Origin of the sequence: Kribbella sp. VKM Ac-2568 (genome assembly GCF_004345365.1) — a bacterium.
GTDB lineage: Bacteria > Actinomycetota > Actinomycetes > Propionibacteriales > Kribbellaceae > Kribbella > Kribbella orskensis.
The window spans coordinates 130857-149133 of record NZ_SLVF01000019.1; the positions used below are offsets into that span (position 1 = coordinate 130857).

The following is an 18277-nucleotide window of genomic DNA, read 5'->3' on the forward strand; positions in this document are numbered from 1 at the left end:
GCGCGGATGGGGGTGACGGATGGGACTTAAGGTCGCGGGGTGAAGCAGATCTTGGTGGTGGGGGTTGGCGCCGGCGATCCGGAGCAACTGACCGTGCAGGCGGTCAACGCGCTGGGCCGTGTGGATGTGTTCTTCGTGCTCGACAAGGGTGACGTCAAGCAGGAACTGGTCGACCTGCGGGAGGAGATCCTGCGACGGTATGCGCCCGACGGCGACTACCGGGTGGTCACCGGCCGGGATCCGGAGCGGGACCGGACGGCCGGCTTGGACGGTGATCGGCCGATCGCCGGGAGTTCGGCGTACGTCGAGTCGGTGGACGACTGGCGGCGACGCCGGGCCGATGTCTGCGCGGGGATGATCGCGGCCGGGCTCGGCGAGGACCAGGTCGGGGCGTTCCTGGTCTGGGGTGATCCGTCGCTGTACGACAGCACGCTGGCGATCCTCGACGACATCCTCGCTCGAGGTGAACTCGGCTTCGAGATCGAGGTGATCCCCGGCATCAGCAGCGTGTCGGCGCTGGCGGCGCGGCACCGGGTCGGGCTGAACCAGGTCGGCAAGCCGATCCAGATCACCACCGGCCGGCGATTGGCGAAGAAGTGGCCGGCCGATGTCGACGACGTGGTGGTGATGCTCGACGCGCAGACCGCCTTCACCCAGCACACCGACCAGGATGCCGACATCTACTGGGCCGCCTATCTGGGCACGCCGGACGAACTGCTCATCGCGGGACCGCTAGCGGAAGTAGCGGAAGAGATTGTCGAGGTGCGCGCCGAAGCACGCCGGCGCAAAGGCTGGATCATGGATACCTATCTATTGCGCAGGAATCGCAAGTAAACAATAAACCTGGCAATTCTCCAGAATGCGCAAGCCATTACCAAAGGTTCTTTAGGAAGTCTAGAGCGCGCGCTCTTCTCCTCCCCGGTCCGGCCGCCGTACGCTGACCGGGCCATTTTTGTCCACCGCCCCCACGGTCGCGTCCCGCCCCCTTCTGCGACGCGGCCAGGACAGAGGAGTCGCATCATGAGAATGCTCCGATTCTTGCGCGCCCTGCCGGTCCTCGTGGTTGTCGGCGCCGCCCTGTCGATGCTGTTCACCGCCCCCGCGGACGCTCGCGAAGTGTCGCCGACCGCCACCCAGGCCTGCACCTACCCGAACTGGGTGGCCGGCAACTGGTACGCGGCCGGCACATCGTGAAGTACACCAACGGGCTGTACTACGTCGCCGAGCACGACAATCCCGGCTACGACCCGACGATCAGCACCTGGTACTGGGAACCGTACAACTGCTCCGGCGGCGGAAATCCGGAGCCGAGCGCATTCCCGGTCAGCGAACCGCAATTCAACCAGATGTTCCCGAGCCGGAATCCCTTCTACACCTATTCCGGCCTGGTCGACGCACTGAGCGCCTATCCGGGCTTCGCGAACACCGGCGACGACACCACCAGGAAGCGCGAGGCCGCAGCCTTCCTGGCGAACGTGAACCACGAGACCGGCGGGCTGGTCTACATCAAGGAGATCAACGAGGCGAACTACCCGCACTACTGCGACTGGGGCCAGCCCTACGGCTGCCCGGCCGGTCAGGCGGCGTACTACGGTCGCGGCCCGATCCAGCTGAGCTGGAACTTCAACTACAAGGCCGCCGGTGACGCCCTCGGCATCGACCTGCTTGGCAACCCGTGGCAGGTCGAGCAGAACTCGGCGATCGCCTGGAAGACCGGGCTCTGGTACTGGAACACCCAGACCGGCCCGGGCACGATGACGCCGCACAACGCGATGGTGAACGGCGCAGGCTTCGGCGAGACCATCCGCAGCATCAACGGGTCGATCGAGTGCAACGGCGGCAACCCGGGCCAGGTGCAGAGCCGGGTGGACGCCTACCAGCGGTTCACCCAGATGCTGGGCGTCTCCCCCGGCAACAACCTCTACTGCTGATACCCGTACCCCGACCAAAGGTGTAGGTGCAGTGGCCGTGCGGCCGAAGCGGGACCACCCGATCCCAGCGGAGGCTGCACGGCATGAGGAGATTCCAGATCACACGAAGCAAGGTGCGGCTGGCGGTAGCCCTGGCGCTCGTGCCGGCCGCATTCCTTGCAGACAAGGCCACCGCCGCCCGGTCGGCACCACCAGCGGAGCCCAGCGTCGTACGGACTGACGCTGGGCTGCTGCGCGGGCAGACCACTGGTACCGCTCGCGTCTTCAACGGCATCCCGTACGCCGCTCCACCGATGCAGGCGTTGCGGTGGAAGGCGCCGCAGCCGGTGAAACGGTGGGACGGCGTACGGGACGCGCTGACGCTCTCGAGCGCATGCCCCCAGCAGGACAACCCCGAGGCGCCCGGTGGCTCCACAGCAGAGGACTGCCTCTACCTCAACGTCACGACGCCGGCGCAGAAGGCAGCCAAGCCGCGTGCGGTGGTGGTGTGGATTCCCGGCGGCGGGTTCTTCACCGGCGCCGGGAACAGCTACGAGGCGTCGAAGCCGGCCACTCGTGGCGATGTGGTCGTCGTGACGGTCAACTACCGGTTGGGGATCTTCGGGTTCTTCGGCTACCCGGGACTGGCCGGATCCGGCACGTACGGCATCCAGGACCAGCAGGCGGCGCTGCGCTGGGTGCAACGGAACGCCCGGGCCTTCGGCGGCGACCCGCGGAACGTCACCGTGGCCGGGGAGTCGGCCGGCGGGATGAGCGTGTGCGCACAGTTGACCTCGCCGACGTCGACCGGGTTGTTCGCCAAGGCAGTGATGCAGAGCGGCTCGTGCGCGTTCAACTGGGCTGACAACAGCCAGTACCCGGGCCAGGCGGCGGACTCACCGTGGGTTCCGCAGAACACCGTGCAGAGGACCGGCACGGACTGGGCCGCCTCCCGCAGGGACGACCTGAAGTGCAAGCCGCGTCAGGCCATGCTGCACTGCCTGCGCGCGGCCGATCCCGCGGTACTGGTTGAGGACACGCTGCAGTTCACGCAACCGGCGTACGGCGGTACTGCGGTGCTGCCGGTGAGCCCGGCGAAGGCGATGAAGGCCGGGCTGTTCCATCGGGTGCCGGTGCTGTCTGGGAACAACCACGATGAGGCGGCGGCGTGGATGTCGGCGTTCAACGGCGGCGACCTCACCGATGCGGACTACCCGCGGTTGCTGACCGACATGGTGGGTGCAGCGGATGCGATGGAGGTGCAGCGCGAGTACCCGCTGGCGCAGTACGGGTCGACTGTGGCTGCCTGGACCGCAGTGACGACGGACCGGATCTGGTCGTGCACGCAGGTCGCCAACGACCAGCAGGCGGCTCGGAAGGTGCCTGTGTACGCGTACGAGTTCGCGGACAAGCACTCGCCTCTCGCACAGCCCGGCCAGGGTGCAGCCCATGCGGTGGAGTTGCCGTATCTCTTCAGCCTGGGTGGTTACGACTTCCCGATGAGCGAGACGCAGAAGAGGTTGTCGGAGCAGATGATCGACTACTGGACCGCATTCGCTCGCACTGGCGATCCCAACGGTCCGGGACGGCCGCACTGGGCTCCGGTCGGGCATGGCGACATCCGTGGGCTCTCCCTCGCGCCGACCGACCAGGGCGGCATCAAGACCGTCGACCTGAGCACCGAGCACCACTGCGCCTTCTGGGACGGGCTCTGACTCAGACTGCGCGCTGCTCGCGCAGGTCCCACAACCGGCTGAAGACTGGCGCGAGCAGCAGCAGGAGCAGTGCGTAGAAGGTGATGCCGGGCACGAGGACCGCGAGCAGGAAGGCCACCAGCGAGAGCACGGTGAAGGTGACGGTGCCGAACATCTCGCGGCGGGTGACCGGGTTGTCTTCCTGCTCGAGCTCCCGGTGACCGCGGGTCATCAGTATGAGGCCGAGCTGGCAGATGCCGAGTGCAACGATGTTCGCGATGTAGAGGCCGGCGGTGAACCGGCTGCTCGGGTAGGTGCCGACGATCTCGGTCGGAAACGGCAGGATGACGATGAAGAGCAGCCAGATCATGTTCAGCTGGACCAGCCGGGTGTTGTACGCCCGGACGTGCTCGAACATCCGGTGATGGGTCAGCCAGAACCTGACGATCACCACGAAGCTCAGCAGGAACGAATAGATCTGCGACTTGTGGTCGGTGATCACCGCGAGCGCGTCACTACCCTCGGCCGCCGCCTCCGGGACCACGTCCACCAGCGGCAGGATCAGCAGGGTGACCGCGATCGCCACCACCGCGTCGGTGAACAGCACCAGCCGGTCCGGGTTCCTCGTCATACTCACGGCCGACAACGGTAGCGCCCGGTGCTGTAGGCAACCACAGCGCCGGGCACTACCCGCGTCACTTCTTCGAGGGCCGCAGCAGAGTGGCAGTCAGCACCAACGCAGCAAGGACGAAGCCGGCCGCGGCCACGAAGGCCGCGCTGTAGCCGTCCCTCAGCGCAGCAACCTCCGCCACACCTTCAGACACCCGTACTGCGCTCTGCGACGCGGCCAAGGTGGCTAGTACGGCTGTGCCGACGGCTGCTCCCGCTTGCTGCGCAGTGTTGTTCAGCCCGGAGGCAAGTCCGGCATCACTTGGCTCCGCGCCGGACATCGCCAGCATGATCGCCGCAGGGATCCCTACGCCTATCCCGGCTCCCATCAGCGCGAGAACCGGTGCCACGTTGAGGAGGTAGCTACCGTCGGCCGGGGCCTGGCTGATCACCAGAAGCGCGACCAGGAAGGCGGCCAGGCCGGCAAGCAGCAGCGGCCGGCTGCCCAACCGCACAGTGAGCCGAGGTGCGACGAACAACGACATCACCGCACCGAGCAGTGGAGCCGGAAGGAACGCCAAGCCGGTCTGCAGCGAGTCGAAGCCCAGCACTCGCTGCAGGTAGAGCGCCGTCATGAACTGGAAGCCGAACCCGGCTGCGAACAGGAAGACCACCACCACGTTGGCCGTAGTCACCTGGCGCTTGCGGAAGATGTGCAAGGAGAGCAGTGGCTGCGCCGCGCGGGCCTGGCGCAGTACGAAGGCTGCTAGGAGCAGTACGGCGGCTGCGGCCAGGACGAGCGTCCGCGGCAACTCGGCGGTCGGCTCGGCAGTCTGCACGATTGTGTAGACGGCCAGCGAGAGGCCGGCGGTCACCAGCACGGCTCCGAGGACGTCTGCGCCCTTGCCGAGACCCAGACCGCGCTGCGGTGCGAGCAGCCGTACTGCGAGCACCAGCGAGACGAGTCCGATCGGCACGTTGATCAGGAAGGACCAGTGCCAGCCGACGGTCTGGGTGATCACGCCACCGAGGATCAGGCCGATCGACGCGCCACTGGCCGAGGTGAACCCGTAGACGCCCATCGCCCGCGCCTGCTCCCCCGGCGCCGGGAAGAGGCCGACGATCATGCCGAGGATCACCGCTGAGGCGAGCGCGCCGCCGACACCCTGCAGGAAGCGGCCGGCGATCAGTACTTCGGCGTTGGTGGCGACCCCGCAGAGCAGCGAGGCCGCGGTGAACAGCGCGAGTCCGGCGAGGAAGACCCGCTTGCTGCCGATCAGGTCACCGATCCGGCCGGCCAGCAGGAGCAGGCCGGCGAACGCGATCAGGTAGGAGTTCATCACCCAGGCGAGCCCGGCCTGCGAGAAGCCCAGGTCGCTCTGGATCGTCGGCAGCGCCACCGTCACGACGGTGCCGTCGAGGATGATCATCAGCTGCATCGCACACAGCACCGCCAGCGCCTTCAGCCGCGTCCGCTGCGCGCCGGAACCCGGCATCGTGCTGGAGCCCTCTTGCGTGCTGGAGCGCTGTTGTGGCGGCTCCGACCTCTGCTCGGGGGGTGGGCTTGCTGGTTCTGTCGTTGAGGTCACCGGTCGTCTCCTTGTCAGCAGAGCAGGACAAGAACGACCTTAACAGATAGTTCCGTAGCAGACGATTTCTTATTGGATTAGGTTCGCTGCCGGGACCGCCGGACGGGTTGCGCCTCGACCGGCGTCGCCAGTTGACCGTTGACGAGTTCGATCAGCGAGTCGGCGAACGGTGCGCGCTGGGACGCCGCCAGCGCCCCGAGAGCCTCGGCATGCACCTTGTCGACGATCCGCTGCCCCTCCTCGGCCGCCTCGGCGCCGGCCTCGGTGACGGCGATGATCCGGGCCCGCCGATCGGTCGCCGACGGCTTGCGCTCCGCGAAACCCGCCTTCTCCAAGGCATCCACGGTCGTGACCATGGTCGTCTTGTCCAGATATGCGAGCTCGGCGAGCTGGATCTGGGTCCGCTCCTGCCCGAGCGCATTGATCAGCACGCACTGCATCCGCGGCGTCAACCCGATCTCCGCGAGCGCCGCCGTCAACTGCGTCTCCAGCACGTGCCCGGCATGCTTCAGCAACCCGGTCAGGTCCGGCACGGTCCGCAACGGTGTCTCAGCCATGAATTCATCCTACTGCGGGATCATCTACTCGCAGATGATCCAAGTGCAGAACCTTCTCGCGTTCCCTCGAACTGCATGGGTGCAGGTGGTCGCGGTCTCCCGTCGGGTGGATTTGGTTTCCAGGGGTGTACCGAGCGACAGGCAGTACAGCGCCAATCGCCGACGTTGCAGGCGCGGCCGGTACGCCGCGGTGGTCCGTGCGGCGACTACTTCCTGTCTGTCGTTCGGTACGCCGCGCGGCATCCGCGACGCTACGCTCCCCCGGGCGGCCGGGCTGTGGTTTGGCCAATACCCCGGTTGGTCCGATTCTCCCCTGCGCGTCCCTGCTTCTGGCGGCCAGCGGCCGTACAGCGTGGCTCTGACGGGTTGACCCCGCAGGGTGCGGGTTGCCCTTTCAGATTCTGAGCGGGCAACCCTGCGGTTGAGTGGTTAACCCCGCAACCGCAGGCGATCTGCTGCCCAGCGGGGCCAAGGGTGGCGGCTCGCCGCCGGGTTACCTGCTGTTATTGGGGGTTGCCCCCTTGGAGGTTCGGCGGGTAACGACACAGCGAGTGGGTAACACCCTCAAAGTTGGCCGACTGCTACTCGCCCTTGGTGCCGTCGATCAGTTCGCGGAGGATGTCCAGGTGGCCGAGATGGCGGGCTGATTCCTGGAGGACGTCGGTGAGGAGCCGTTCCACTCGGACCGGGCGGTAGCTCTGGACGACGGCGCTCCAATCGGCCTCGCGCAAGGTCTGCTGCGAACGCTCCCACTCCTCGTCGTACGCCGCGACGACCGAGGCGATCGTCTCGTCCGGCCCGATCCGGAACTCGTAGTCGTGGTCGTCCGAACGCCACAGCGACGGCAGGTCCTGGCCGCCGACGGTTCGTTGGAGGTGCTGTCGCTGCACCGCGGTCAGGTGCTTGATCAGCCCGAGCGGACTCATCACCGGCGAGGATTCCAGCGGCGTCGCCCGGGCCTGCGCCTCATCCAACCCGTCCAACTTGTTCACAGCCGTCGTGTGCACGAACTGAAGGAATCCCACCACCGACTCCGCCAACGTCGACAGCGGATCCGGCCAGGGACGATCACGCAGCGCCATACCCGGATCCTGCACCACCCACCGACATCCACCCGGCGACGACCTCCACTCCAGCCGGATGGCGGGAATGCGACGTTGTGCTCGACGGGAAGCCAGGTGGCGGATTTCCGCGAGTATGCGCCTGCCGCGGAACGCTGAAGTGGTCGGCATGGTGCTCACAGAAACGGTGCGGCCGCTCGTTCGTTGGGGCGGGGTGGTGGCGGTGACGGCGGGGATCTTCCTGATCGTCACGGCTGAGATCCTGCCAGTCGGGTTGCTGACGCCGATGGGAAACAGTTTCGGGGTTTCGGCCGGACGGGCCGGTTGGTTGATGACGGTGCCCGGGCTGGTGGCAGCGGTCGCCGCGCCACTGGTCACGGTGTGGACGGCGCGACTTGATCGCAGGCTGATGCTGGTTGCGCTGATGGTGGTGCTGGCGGCGGCCGACTTCCTCACGGCGGCCGCATCGGCCTACTGGCTCCAACTTGTCGCGCGGGCGATGGTGGGGCTGACGATCGGCGGATTCTGGTCGATCGGCGCTGGGCTGGCCGCGCGGTTGGTCCCGGACCGTTGGGTCGCTCGCGCGACCGCCGTCATCTTCTCGGCAGTCCCCCTCGGCTCCGTGCTCGGCGTACCGGGCGGGACCTTCCTCGGCGAGCACGCCGGCTGGCGGGTGCCGTTCGTAGTACTGGGGATGTTGTCGCTCGCAGTATTGGTCGCACTGCTCGCACAGGTGCCGCCTCTGCCGCCGTTGCAGGTGACGCGCTTGGCGGTACTGCGGGAACTGCTCGGGCGGCGGCAGACGAGGATCGCGTTGCTGGTGACCTGCCTGATCGTCACGGCCCACTTCGGCACATACACGTATGTGACCCCCTTCCTCCGCGACGTCACCGGGGTCGGCGCGGCCCACATCAGCACGCTGCTGCTCGTGTACGGCGTGGCCGGGCTGGTGGGCAACCTCGTCGCCGGTACGACGGCCGCCCGGCATCTGCGGCCGACCTTCGCCACCAGCGCGGGCCTGCTGGCGGCGGCCACCTTGCTGCTGCCGGTACTCGGGCGGACGACGGCCGGTGCTGTCGTGCTGCTGATCGTCTGGGGCATCGCGTACGGCGCGGTGCCGGTGTGCTCGATGACCTGGTTCGCCCAGGCAGCGCCGGGGACGCGGGAGGCGGCGACGGTGCTCTTCACGTCGTCGTTCCAGGCGACTCTGTCCACCGGCGCCCTGCTCGGCGGGGTGCTCGTCGACGCTACTTCGGTGTCTATCGCGATGGTCTGCGGCGGACTACTAGCGGCAACGGCCGTGCTCGTCGTCGGAGCGGATTCCAGCCGGGCTGTGCTAAACAGGCAGTAACCAAAGGGGCCCTCGTGGACCAGTTAACTCTCGGCGTCGTCGGCCGTTCCCGCAAAGAGAACGAGCATCGGCTGCCGATCCATCCGCACCATTTCGACCGGATCGATGAGGATCTGCGGCAGCGCATCTTCCTCGAGGCCGGGTACGGCGACCGGTTCGGGATCTCCGACGAGCAGTTGGCCAAGTCCGTCGCCGGGGTCGTCGACAGAGGCGAGCTGATCGCCCGGGCCGATGTCGTGCTGCTGCCCAAGCCGCAGCCCGAGGATCTCGCCGAGCTCCGGGACGGGCAGGTGCTCTGGGGCTGGCCGCACTGCGTCCAGGACGAGAAGGTCACCCAGCTCGCGATCGACCGCGGGCTCACGCTGATCGCGTTCGAGGCGATGAACCACTGGACCGCCGACGGCCGGTTCAACCTGCACGTGTTCCACAAGAACAACGAGCTCGCCGGGTACTGCTCCGTACTGCACGCGCTCGAGCTGATCGGCTCGACCGGCGACTACGGGCGCCGGCTGCGGGCGGTGGTGATCGGGTTCGGCGCGACCGCGCGTGGAGCCGTCACCGCGTTGAACGCGCACGGCGTGCACGACGTCGACGTACTGACCGGGCGGGGTGTGACCGCGGTCGGTTCGCCTATCCACTCGGCCCGGATCATCCAGTTCGACCACGACGACCCCGAGGACGACGATCCGCGCCGCAGTCACGCGCTGACCGACGACGGCAGGGTGCCGCTGGCCGGGTTCCTGGCCGAGCACGACGTGATCGTGAACTGCGTGCTGCAGGATCCGGACGCGCCGCTGACGTTCCTGATCGAGGAGGATCTCGCCCAGTTCGCGCCGGGCAGCCTGATCGTCGACGTCTCCTGCGACCTGGGCATGGGGTTCAGCTGGGCCCGGCCGACCGGGTTCGCCGACCCGACCTTCGTCGTCGGCGACCACATCACGTACTACGGCGTCGACCACAGCCCGTCGTACCTGTGGAACTCGGCGACCTGGGAGATCAGCGAGGCTGTGCTCCCGTTCCTCCGCCCGGTGCTCGAGGGCCCCGCCGCCTGGCACGCCGACGAGACCCTCAGCCGCGCGATCGAGATCGAGGCCGGCACCATCCGCAACCCCGGCATCCTCTCCTTCCAGCATCGCTCCCCTGATTACCCCCACCCGCATCTCTGATCCCACTGAGCTCGCGTGAGCGAGAACACAGTCGGAGGCCGGGAAGTAGCATCACGGCCGTGCCACCTGTCGAAAGGGTCTCCACCGACCGCTGCCCCGGTGTTCTTGCGGTTCACCAGGCGGCTGACGGCGGGTTGGCACGCGTCCGGCTACCGGGCGGGCTCCTGAGCGTCGAGCAGCTGGAGCTCCTCGCCGCGGCCTCCGCCGAGCTGGGCGATGGCAACCTCGAGCTGACCTCCCGGGCGAACCTCCAGATCCGTGCGCTCCGCCCTGGCGCCCCGCGGACGCTCTCGGACCGCCTGTACGCCGCCGGCCTGCACCCCTCGATCACCCACGAACGCGTCCGCAACATCCTCGCCTCGCCGCTCTCCGGCCTCGACCACCACAGCCTGTACGACGTACTGCCCGCCGCAGCTGAGCTGGATCGCCTGCTGTGCGACCGTCCGGGGCTCGCTGAGCTGCCCGGCCGGTTCCTCTTCGCGCTGGACGATGGCCGCGGCGACCTCGCCTCAGCCCGGGCCGACGTCGCCGTGCAGGTGGTGCACGGCGGACAGGCACTTCTGGCACTGGGCGGAGTGGTCTGCGGGCAGACGACCTTGGCTGAGATGCCCGCAGTGATGGTGGCTGCCGCCGAGGCGTTCCTGGTGGAGCGTGCGGAGCAGCAGTCGGAGGCCTGGCGTCTGGCCGAGCTGCAGGACGGCCCGGCGCGGGTTCTGAAGCACCTGGACCTGCAGGAGCCGACCGGCCAACCGCAGAGTGCAGCTCCGTTAGTGGCGGGGCGCTACCAGCAGCCAGATGGGCAGTGTGCCGTCGTGGCCACCGTGCCGCTCGGGAGTCTGCGGCCGGAGCAGGCGTCGGCACTGGCGGTCGTCGCCGCACTTGGCGCCGGCCAGGTCCGGGTGACCCCGTGGCGGTCTGTGGTCGTCGCGGGCCTGGCTGACGCAGAGGATGCCGTCCGACGGCTGCAGGCAGCTGGGCTGGTGGTCGAGCCGGAGTCGCCCTGGAACGGGGTGACCGCGTGTGCCGGCCGACCTGGGTGTGCGAAGGCGTTGGCGGACGTGCGAGCGGACGCGTGGCGGCTGACACCCACGATGGCGCCGGGCCATCGGGCGGTGCACTGGTCTGGGTGTGAACGGCGCTGCGGACGCCCGAACGGTGATCACCTCGAGGTCCTCGCGGTGTCCGGCGGTGGCTATTCGGTCGACGGGGTCCCGGTGGACGACCTGGCAAGTTCTCTGTCCCCAGTACGAACCGCGGTACGAAAGGCGAGGTCGTGAGCAGCAAGTACGAGTACGTGACGGACGGAGCCGAGATCTACCGTCAGTCGTTCGCGACGATTCGTGCGGAGGCTGCGCTCGGCGTACTCCCCGCGGACGTGGCGCAGGTCGCCGTACGGATGATCCATGCGTGCGGGATGACCGATCTCGTCGCTGACCTGGGGTGGTCCGGCGGGGTAGTCGCCTCGGCGCGGGCCGCGTTGCGCTCGGGCGCGCCGATCCTGTGCGACGCCGCGATGGTCGCCGCCGGGGTCACCCGGCGCCGGCTCCCCGCGGACAACGAGGTGATCTGCACCTTGAGCGATCCGTCCGTCCCGGCGCTGGCGGCCTCGCTCGGCACGACGCGGAGCGCCGCCGCGCTCGACCTCTGGCTGGATCGGCTAGAGGGATCGGTGGTCGCCATCGGCAACGCCCCGACCGCGCTGTTCCGGCTGCTCGAACTGATCGGCGACGGCGCGCCACGGCCGGCCGCGGTACTGGGGATCCCGGTCGGGTTCATCGGCGCCGCGGAGTCCAAGGAAGCACTGGCCGCCAACGACCTGGGGCTCGAGTACCTCGTGGTCCGGGGCCGCCGGGGCGGGAGCGCGATCACCGCTGCCGCCGTCAACGCGATCGCGAGCGAGGAAGAATGACCGGACGGCTGTGGGGTGTCGGGCTCGGCCCGGGCGACCCCGAACTGGTGACGGTGAAGGCCGCCCGGCTGATCGGCGCCGCCGACGTGATCGCTTTCCACAGCGCGCGGCACGGACGCAGCATCGCCCGCTCGGCGGCCGCGCCGTACCTGCGGGACGGGCAGCTCGAGGAGCACCTGGTCTACCCGCTGACCGTCGAGACCACCGATCACCCCGGTGGCTACCAGGGCGCGATGGACGACTTCTACGCCGAGTGCGCCGAGCGGCTCGCCGCACACCTGGACGCCGGGCGCGAGGTCGTCGTACTGGCTGAGGGCGATCCGCTGTTCTACGGCTCCTACATGCACATGCACAAGCGGCTCACCGACCGGTACGAGTGCGAGGTCGTGCCGGGAGTGACCTCGGTCAGCGCGGCCGCCGCAGTACTGGGTCGGCCGCTGTGTGAGCGCGACGAGATCCTCACCGTGCTGCCTGGCACGCTGCCGCCCGAAGTACTGGCCGAGCGGCTCCGGAACACCGACGCCGCCGCGGTGATGAAGCTCGGCCGGACCTTTGGCAACGTCCGCGAGGCCTTCGAGCTGGCCGGCCGCCTGGACGAGGCCTGGTACGTCGAGCGCGCGACCACCGACGCCCAGCGGACCGCGCCGCTCGCCGACGTGGACCCGGACTCCGTCCCCTACTTCTCCCTCGCCCTGCTCCCCAGCCCGCTGAACAGCACTTCACCCACCACCGAACAAGTTGCGCTCAGCGACAAGGGATCGGTGACCGTGGTCGGGCTCGGGCCGGCCGGGCCGGAGTGGATGACCCCGGAGGTCCGGTCCGCGATCGCCACCGCCGACGACCTGATCGGCTACGGCCCGTACGTCGACCGTCTGCCCGACCGCGCTCGCCAACGCAAACACGGTTCGGACAACCGGGTCGAGTCCGAGCGGGCCGCCTTCGCCCTCGACCTCGCTCGCAAGGGGTCCCGCGTCGTCGTCGTATCCTCCGGGGATCCGGGCGTCTTCGCGATGGCGAGCGCGGTCACCGAGGTCGCCTCGGAGCCGGAGTACGCCGACCTCGCGGTGCACGTGCTGCCCGGAATGACCGCGGCGCAGGCTGTCGCGAGCCGGGTCGGAGCGCCGCTCGGGCACGACTACTGCGTCCTCTCACTGTCCGACCGGCTGAAGCCGTGGGAAGTGATCGCCGCCCGGCTGAGCGCCGCGGCCGCCGCCGACCTGGCGATCGCGATCTACAACCCGGCGTCGAAGTCCCGCACCTGGCAGGTCGGCGCCACCCGCGACCTGCTGCTCGAGCACCGTTCGCCCGAGACCCCGGTGGTGATCGGCCGCGATGTCGGCGGCGGGTCGGAGTCGATCACCGTCACCACCCTCGCCGACCTGGACCCCGACCAGGTGGACATGCGGTGCCTGCTGCTGATCGGTTCGTCGCAGACGCGTACGGTCGACCGCGAGGCCGGCCGTCTGGTCTTCACCCCTCGCCGCTACCCGTCCGGGGCGTGATCTCAGGGGACCGTTAATTCTGCCGAGACCTTGCATGAGGACACGGGTCGACGGGTAGGGACCCGCCGCAGGACGGACGTGAGGAGAACTGCAGTGGTTCAGAGCTATGGCAACACCGGTACCTTGACCGAGCCCGGGATGGACCCGGGGACCGATACGACGACTACCAAGCGCTACGAGGAAGCGCGGGCGGCGGCCCGTCGGGCCATGACAAGCGTGACCGAGGTTCCAGACCAACCCGCGGCCAAGATACCGGCGGAGGTCGAGCGGCCGGCATACACAGGCTTCAAATTCGGTGCGGCATTATTCGGCTGGCTGATCACGGTGTCGATGGCCGTGCTGCTGACCGCTGTCGTCGCAGGCGCAAGCTACGGCGCCGGCTACGTGCTCGACTACACCCGTGCGGACGCGAAGCAACAGGCCGGTACGGTGGCCATCACCGCCGCCGTCGTCCTGGTGCTGACACTGAGCCTGGCTTTCTACATCGGCGGGTACGTCGCCGGCCGGCTCGCGCGGTTCGACGGCGCCCGGCAGGGGTTCGGCGTCTGGATGATCACCTTCCTGCTGCTGGCCGTCACGGCCGGCGTCGGTGCCTACTGGAACAGCCAGTACGACCTGGTCGGCCGAGTGGACCGCCCGGACGTGCCGCTCAGCAACGACGTGCTGCTGACCGGGAGCCTCTTCACCGCGGCCGCCCTGGTGTTCCTCCCGCTCCTCGCCGCGCTGCTCGGCGGCAAGACGGGCCAGCGGTACCACGACAAGATCGACGACATGCTCGACTGAGCGCGGGGACCGTCTGCTTAAGGGTTCGAGGGGTGGGGTACGGGTTCAGCAGACGGGGCTGTCGATATGAGGAGACGGCGACATGGTTCAGCAGTATCGGGACGACCCTGACACGCAGCATTTCAACCACCCCAGGCAGTTCAGCGAGGACCAGCCGGCCAAGCGGCCGACGGTGGATCCCAAGGCGACCAGCCTGACCAGGACCGATGGATCGACAACCACGCGGCCGACGGTGGATTCGACCACGGAGCAGCCGGTGGTCGTGGACAAGACCGCCACGCACCGGGCGAACATCAAGACGTCCGCGGCCGCCGAGGTCGACCCGGCCTACCGCGGCTTCAAGTCCGGCTCGGCGTTCTTCGGCTGGTTGATCGCGGTCGGCCTGACCGTGCTGTTGACCGGCATCATCGGCGCCCTCGCGGCCGCGGTCGACTACGCGATCACCCTCGACCGGTCGATGGCCGAGGAGAACGCGGGCACCATCGGCATCGTGTCCGGCACCGTGCTCGTGGTGATGCTGGCGATCGCCTACTACAGCGGCGGGTACGTCGCCGGCCGGCTCGCGCGGTTCGACGGCGCGCGGCAGGGCCTCGGCGTCTGGGCGATCGGCCTGATCGTGACGCTGGTGGTCGCCGGGATCGGCGCGCTCGCCGGTTCGCAGTACAACGTGCTCGACCGGGTCGACCTGCCGACGGTGCCGATCGCGGACGACACGCTCACCTCGGGCGGCCTGATCGCGGCGGCCGCGGTGCTGGTCGTCACGCTGCTCGCGGCGGTGATCGGCGGCAAGGCGGGTCAGCGGTACCACCGCCGCATCGACAACAGTTGGGACTCACCCGCGTAGGCAACACGAGACAGCCTCAAGCACCCGGAAGTCGGATCGCGGTGATCCGGCATCCGGGTGTTTCTTGTCGCAGGCACACCCAACCACCAGGCTGAGCGACATGGCCCGTACTGCGCTCGTCGTCGGAGGTACCAGTGGTATCGGCGCGGCCACCGCGCTCCGGCTGGCCGCCGACGGCGCCACCGTCCTCGCGGCCGGCCTCAACACGGCGGCGGCGTCACCCGAGCTCCGACAGGCGGTTGAACTCCACGAACTCGATCTCCGCACACCAGGCGCGCTGGAGGACCTGATCACCTCACGTCCGCGGCTCGACGTACTGGTGAACGCGGCCGGCATCATCCGCCGGGGCGACGAGCACCGGCCGGAGGTGTTCGCCGAGGTGGTCGAGATCAACCTCACCGGCGCGATGCGAGCCGCGGCCGCCGCGCACGAGCTCCTTGCCGAGAGCAAGGGCTGCATCGTCAACGTGGCGTCGATGCTGAGCTACTTCGGCGGCCCGCTGGTGCCGGGGTACAGCGCGAGCAAGGGCGGGATCGTGCAGCTCACCAAGTCGCTCGCGGTGGCGTGGGCCGCCGAGGGGATCCGGGTGAACGCGGTCGCCCCCGGCTGGATCGCCACCGACCTGACCGCGGCCCTGCAGGCCGACCCGGTCACCGCCGAGCGGATCCTCTCCCGTACGCCGATGGCGCGCTGGGGCCGCGCCGCGGAAGTCGCCGGCGCGATCGCCTTCCTGACCGGACCCGACGCCACCTTCATCACGGGCGCGGTGCTGCCCGTCGACGGCGGCTACCAGAGCAGCTGACCCACTGGAGGAACGATGACCAGCCAGATCCCGATCTCCGCCGGCGTGCCCGCGGAGATCGCCGTGCAGGCGATGCCGGACGACGACCGGTTGTGGGTGCCGCAGGCGCCGGACGTGTGGTTCCGGCCGCTGATGCTGAATACGATCACCGGGCAGTGGTGCAACCTGCTCAAGGTGACCCGGGCCGGGATCGTGTCCCGGCACCGGCACCCGAGCGCGGTGTTCGGCTACGTGATCAAGGGCCGCTGGCAGTACGACGAGCACGACTGGGTCGCGGAGACGGGGTCGTTCGTCTACGAGCCGCCCGGTGAGATCCACACCCTGCGGGTGCCGGAGAACACGACCGAGATGGTGACCTTCTTCAACATCTCCGGCGCGATGATCTACGTCGACGACGAGGGCAACCAGATCGGCTACGAGGACACCTTCACCAAGATCCAGCTCTGCCGCGACCACTACGCGGCGAACGGCCTCGGCGCCGACTACGTCGACCAGTTCATCCGCTGAGGCCCCCCGTCCCCTGAGCCCCCACGTCCGCTCACCGGCACTGGCTTGACGCTATAGATAGCGGGTATATATTCCCCGAGCCGGTTCAGGATCTCCTCGGCGTGCGGCAGCAACGCCCGCACTTCCGGGGTCAGGGCGGCCGGGTGCGCAGTACGGTCGAAGAGTTGGACGCCGAGGGCCTTCTCGAGCTCGGCGACGTGCTCGCTGATCCGCGACTGGGAGCGGAAGGTCGCCTTGGCCGCGGCCGAGAAGCCGCCGTGCCGCGCGACGGCCACGAAGGAGACGATCCAGTCCAGGCGGTAGCCGTACGCCGCGGTCAGGTCCATGGCTGATCAGGCTAGCCGGGAAGAGAGACAACCGCTCCGGCTGTTGTCATCAGTGTGAAGACGACCCAGGTGGTGGTGATCGGAGCCGGCCAGGCGGGGCTGTCCGCGGCGTATCACCTGGTCAGGATGGGATTCAGCCGGTACGACGAGGTCGTGGTGCTGGATCGCAACCCGGCCCCGGGTGGAGCGTGGCAGCACCGCTGGGACTCCCTCACCATGCACGACGTGCACGGGATCGCGAACCTGCCCGGCGTCGCAGTACCGGAGAGTGCGGGTGACGAGCGGGCGAACGTGTTCGTGCAGCAGTACTTCGCCGACTACGAGGCTCGGTTCGACCTGCCCGTGGTCCGGCCGGTGATCGTGCAGAGCGTGCGCGAGACCCCGGACGGGTTGTTCGAGGTGACGACGGATCACGACAGCTACCGTGCCGAGGCGATCGTCAACGCCACCGGCACCTGGAACCGGCCGTTCATCCCCTGGTATCCGGGCATCGAGACCTTCCAAGGCCGGCAACTCCACACTTCCGACTACAACGGCGCCGAAGAGTTCGCCGGACAGCACGTGCTCGTCGTGGGTGGTGGCGCGTCGGCGGTCCAACTGCTGGCCGAGATCTCTGAAGTCGCCAGTACTACATGGGTCACACGCCGGCCGCCCGAATGGCGCACGGGTGAGGAGTTCGGTTCGGAGATCGGGCGCCAGATCATCGCCAAGGTCGAGGCGCGGGTTCGCGCGGGGCTGCCGCCGAAGAGCGTCGTCGCTGTGACCGGGCTGCAGTTGCGCGAGCAGGAGCAGGCGGCGCTGCGTCGCGGCGTCTACACCAGGCACCCGATGTTCGAGCGGATCACGCCGACCGGTGTCGAGTGGGCCGATGGTCGCAAGGAGCGCGTCGACACGATCCTGTGGGCGACGGGGTTCCGCGCCGACCTCGGCCATCTCGCTCCGCTGCATCTGCGCGAGCCCTCGGGTGGCATCCGGATGGACGGCACGCACGCCGTGCTGGAGCCGCGCGTCCACCTGATCGGGTACGGCCCGTCGGCCAGCACCATCGGCGGCAATCGCGCCGGCTTCACCGCCGCCCGCGAACTGCGGGACCTGCTGCAACCCGTCGCCGCCTAGACCAGCTCAGCCGCGGAGGCGGAAGAGGAGTTCCGTCTCCCAGGTGTCCATGTCGGGCTGCTCGACCGGGTCGGACTTGTAGACCTCCAGCCGGCTGCCCCACTTGTCGCCGTCGACGTCCCATTCCAGGCCTTGCTCGTCCGCCCAGGCGAGCAGGTCGCGGGTCGCGTCGTACAGCTTGTCGGGGTGACCGAAGTGCGTGACGCTGGCGTAGCGGCCGCCGGGCAGGACACCGGCGACGATCTCTCCCTCGCCGTGGTGCCGCTCCTCGACCGGGACGCCGATCTCGATCACGAGCCCGTTCTCCATGTCGACGACGTCGTACTTGAAGAACACGTCGCCGATCGGGTCGATCGTGCGCGCGGCGAGCCAGCTGAACAGCTCGGGCGTGCGGTCCGCGAACTTGCCGATCTCGTTCATCGCGACCTTGCCGCGCAGCGCGACGTACGGCTGGTCCTCGCGCTCGACGATGGTGGGCTCCATGCGATCTCTCCTGATCTGTGGGGATGCCAAAGCCATCCTGCCCGAAGGTGGTCTCCCCGCGGGATAGC

General features: G+C 68.7%; 20 protein-coding genes. 14 read left to right on the top strand and 6 right to left on the bottom strand.

From position 1 onward, the window contains the following. Window positions 1-39: 39 nt before the first annotated feature. From cobF to EV648_RS38990, 4 genes are all read left to right on the top strand, one after another. Window positions 40-834 (top strand): precorrin-6A synthase (deacetylating), encoded by a 795-nt coding sequence (cobF, locus tag EV648_RS38980; protein ID WP_132300912.1) that lies wholly within the window; start codon window positions 40-42, stop codon window positions 832-834. A 186-nt stretch (window positions 835-1020) separates the two neighbouring features. Next, on the top strand, window positions 1021-1194 hold the full coding sequence (locus EV648_RS44545; protein WP_241996050.1) for a hypothetical protein: 174 nt from the start codon (window positions 1021-1023) through the stop codon (window positions 1192-1194). Next, on the top strand, window positions 1191-1931 hold the full coding sequence (locus EV648_RS38985; RefSeq protein ID WP_241996051.1) for a chitinase: 741 nt from the start codon (window positions 1191-1193) through the stop codon (window positions 1929-1931). Before EV648_RS44545 ends, EV648_RS38985 begins: the two co-directional genes overlap by 4 nt. A gap of 83 nt (window positions 1932-2014) precedes the next feature. Next, window positions 2015-3625, top strand: coding sequence for a carboxylesterase/lipase family protein (locus EV648_RS38990; protein WP_132300914.1), 1611 nt, complete (start codon window positions 2015-2017; stop codon window positions 3623-3625). A 1-nt stretch (window position 3626) separates the two neighbouring features. Here the strand turns inward: EV648_RS38990 and EV648_RS38995 are convergent, their stop codons facing one another. The 4 genes from EV648_RS38995 to EV648_RS39010 form a co-directional block, all read right to left on the bottom strand. Beyond that, complete coding sequence (locus tag EV648_RS38995) at window positions 3627-4235, bottom strand: TMEM175 family protein (RefSeq protein WP_241996059.1); 609 nt, start codon at window positions 4233-4235, stop codon at window positions 3627-3629. A gap of 64 nt (window positions 4236-4299) precedes the next feature. Then, window positions 4300-5802 carry an MFS transporter gene (locus EV648_RS39000; RefSeq protein ID WP_241996052.1) on the bottom strand — a complete coding sequence of 501 codons (1503 nt, stop codon included), beginning with the start codon at window positions 5800-5802 and terminating at the stop codon, window positions 4300-4302. 77 nt (window positions 5803-5879) lie between these two features. Next, window positions 5880-6359: a MarR family winged helix-turn-helix transcriptional regulator gene (locus tag EV648_RS39005; RefSeq protein WP_132300918.1), complete on the bottom strand. Its 480-nt coding sequence runs from the start codon at window positions 6357-6359 to the stop codon at window positions 5880-5882. Window positions 6360-6940: 581 nt separating this feature from the next. After that, complete coding sequence (locus EV648_RS39010) at window positions 6941-7441, bottom strand: DinB family protein (protein ID WP_132300920.1); 501 nt, start codon at window positions 7439-7441, stop codon at window positions 6941-6943. A 148-nt stretch (window positions 7442-7589) separates the two neighbouring features. Between EV648_RS39010 and EV648_RS39015 the strand changes: the two genes are divergently transcribed. From EV648_RS39015 to EV648_RS39055, 9 genes are all read left to right on the top strand, one after another. Next, entirely contained in the window at window positions 7590-8771 is a 1182-nt protein-coding gene (locus EV648_RS39015; RefSeq protein WP_132300922.1) for an MFS transporter, read from the top strand. Between the two features lie 14 nt (window positions 8772-8785). After that, a complete protein-coding gene (locus EV648_RS39020; protein WP_132300924.1) occupies window positions 8786-9937 on the top strand; it encodes a N(5)-(carboxyethyl)ornithine synthase in 1152 nt (383 codons plus the stop codon). Window positions 9938-9996: 59 nt separating this feature from the next. Beyond that, complete coding sequence (gene cobG / locus EV648_RS39025) at window positions 9997-11214, top strand: precorrin-3B synthase (protein ID WP_199235068.1); 1218 nt, start codon at window positions 9997-9999, stop codon at window positions 11212-11214. After that, a complete protein-coding gene (locus tag EV648_RS39030) occupies window positions 11211-11846 on the top strand; it encodes a precorrin-8X methylmutase (protein WP_132300928.1) in 636 nt (211 codons plus the stop codon). Before cobG ends, EV648_RS39030 begins: the two co-directional genes overlap by 4 nt. Then, on the top strand, window positions 11843-13348 hold the full coding sequence (locus EV648_RS39035; protein ID WP_132300930.1) for a precorrin-2 C(20)-methyltransferase: 1506 nt from the start codon (window positions 11843-11845) through the stop codon (window positions 13346-13348). Before EV648_RS39030 ends, EV648_RS39035 begins: the two co-directional genes overlap by 4 nt. Before the next feature lie 93 nt (window positions 13349-13441). Then, window positions 13442-14131: a hypothetical protein gene (locus tag EV648_RS39040; RefSeq protein WP_241996053.1), complete on the top strand. Its 690-nt coding sequence runs from the start codon at window positions 13442-13444 to the stop codon at window positions 14129-14131. Between the two features lie 82 nt (window positions 14132-14213). Beyond that, window positions 14214-14975, top strand: coding sequence for a hypothetical protein (locus EV648_RS39045; protein WP_241996054.1), 762 nt, complete (start codon window positions 14214-14216; stop codon window positions 14973-14975). A 100-nt stretch (window positions 14976-15075) separates the two neighbouring features. After that, window positions 15076-15777 (top strand): SDR family NAD(P)-dependent oxidoreductase, encoded by a 702-nt coding sequence (locus tag EV648_RS39050; RefSeq protein ID WP_132300932.1) that lies wholly within the window; start codon window positions 15076-15078, stop codon window positions 15775-15777. A gap of 15 nt (window positions 15778-15792) precedes the next feature. After that, window positions 15793-16284 carry a 2,4'-dihydroxyacetophenone dioxygenase family protein gene (locus EV648_RS39055; RefSeq protein WP_132300934.1) on the top strand — a complete coding sequence of 164 codons (492 nt, stop codon included), beginning with the start codon at window positions 15793-15795 and terminating at the stop codon, window positions 16282-16284. Here the strand turns inward: EV648_RS39055 and EV648_RS39060 are convergent. Continuing rightward, window positions 16260-16610: a LysR family transcriptional regulator gene (locus EV648_RS39060; protein ID WP_132300936.1), complete on the bottom strand. Its 351-nt coding sequence runs from the start codon at window positions 16608-16610 to the stop codon at window positions 16260-16262. The genes EV648_RS39055 and EV648_RS39060 overlap by 25 nt on opposite strands. A gap of 54 nt (window positions 16611-16664) precedes the next feature. On the opposite strand from EV648_RS39060, the gene EV648_RS39065 reads away from it, so the two are divergent. Next, complete coding sequence (locus EV648_RS39065; protein ID WP_132300938.1) at window positions 16665-17726, top strand: FAD-dependent oxidoreductase; 1062 nt, start codon at window positions 16665-16667, stop codon at window positions 17724-17726. A gap of 6 nt (window positions 17727-17732) precedes the next feature. On the opposite strand, the gene EV648_RS39070 is transcribed toward EV648_RS39065, so the two are convergent. After that, complete coding sequence (locus EV648_RS39070; RefSeq protein WP_132300940.1) at window positions 17733-18209, bottom strand: GyrI-like domain-containing protein; 477 nt, start codon at window positions 18207-18209, stop codon at window positions 17733-17735. Window positions 18210-18277: the final 68 nt, after the last annotated feature.

What these genes read in the sequence shown, in the direction of transcription:
- EV648_RS39045 (WP_241996054.1), top strand. Translation starts at nt 14,214, where the DNA reads ATGGTTCAGCAGTATCGGGACGACCCTGACACGCAGCATTTCAACCAC.
- EV648_RS38990 (WP_132300914.1), top strand. Translation starts at nt 2,015, where the DNA reads ATGAGGAGATTCCAGATCACACGAAGCAAGGTGCGGCTGGCGGTAGCC.
- EV648_RS39035 (WP_132300930.1), top strand. Translation starts at nt 11,843, where the DNA reads ATGACCGGACGGCTGTGGGGTGTCGGGCTCGGCCCGGGCGACCCCGAA.
- EV648_RS44545 (WP_241996050.1), top strand. Translation starts at nt 1,021, where the DNA reads ATGAGAATGCTCCGATTCTTGCGCGCCCTGCCGGTCCTCGTGGTTGTC.
- EV648_RS39055 (WP_132300934.1), top strand. Translation starts at nt 15,793, where the DNA reads ATGACCAGCCAGATCCCGATCTCCGCCGGCGTGCCCGCGGAGATCGCC.
- EV648_RS39015 (WP_132300922.1), top strand. Translation starts at nt 7,590, where the DNA reads ATGGTGCTCACAGAAACGGTGCGGCCGCTCGTTCGTTGGGGCGGGGTG.
- EV648_RS38995 (WP_241996059.1), bottom strand. Translation starts at nt 4,235, where the DNA reads ATGACGAGGAACCCGGACCGGCTGGTGCTGTTCACCGACGCGGTGGTG.
- EV648_RS39060 (WP_132300936.1), bottom strand. Translation starts at nt 16,610, where the DNA reads ATGGACCTGACCGCGGCGTACGGCTACCGCCTGGACTGGATCGTCTCC.
- EV648_RS39010 (WP_132300920.1), bottom strand. Translation starts at nt 7,441, where the DNA reads ATGGCGCTGCGTGATCGTCCCTGGCCGGATCCGCTGTCGACGTTGGCG.
- EV648_RS39050 (WP_132300932.1), top strand. Translation starts at nt 15,076, where the DNA reads ATGGCCCGTACTGCGCTCGTCGTCGGAGGTACCAGTGGTATCGGCGCG.
- EV648_RS39005 (WP_132300918.1), bottom strand. Translation starts at nt 6,359, where the DNA reads ATGGCTGAGACACCGTTGCGGACCGTGCCGGACCTGACCGGGTTGCTG.
- EV648_RS39070 (WP_132300940.1), bottom strand. Translation starts at nt 18,209, where the DNA reads ATGGAGCCCACCATCGTCGAGCGCGAGGACCAGCCGTACGTCGCGCTG.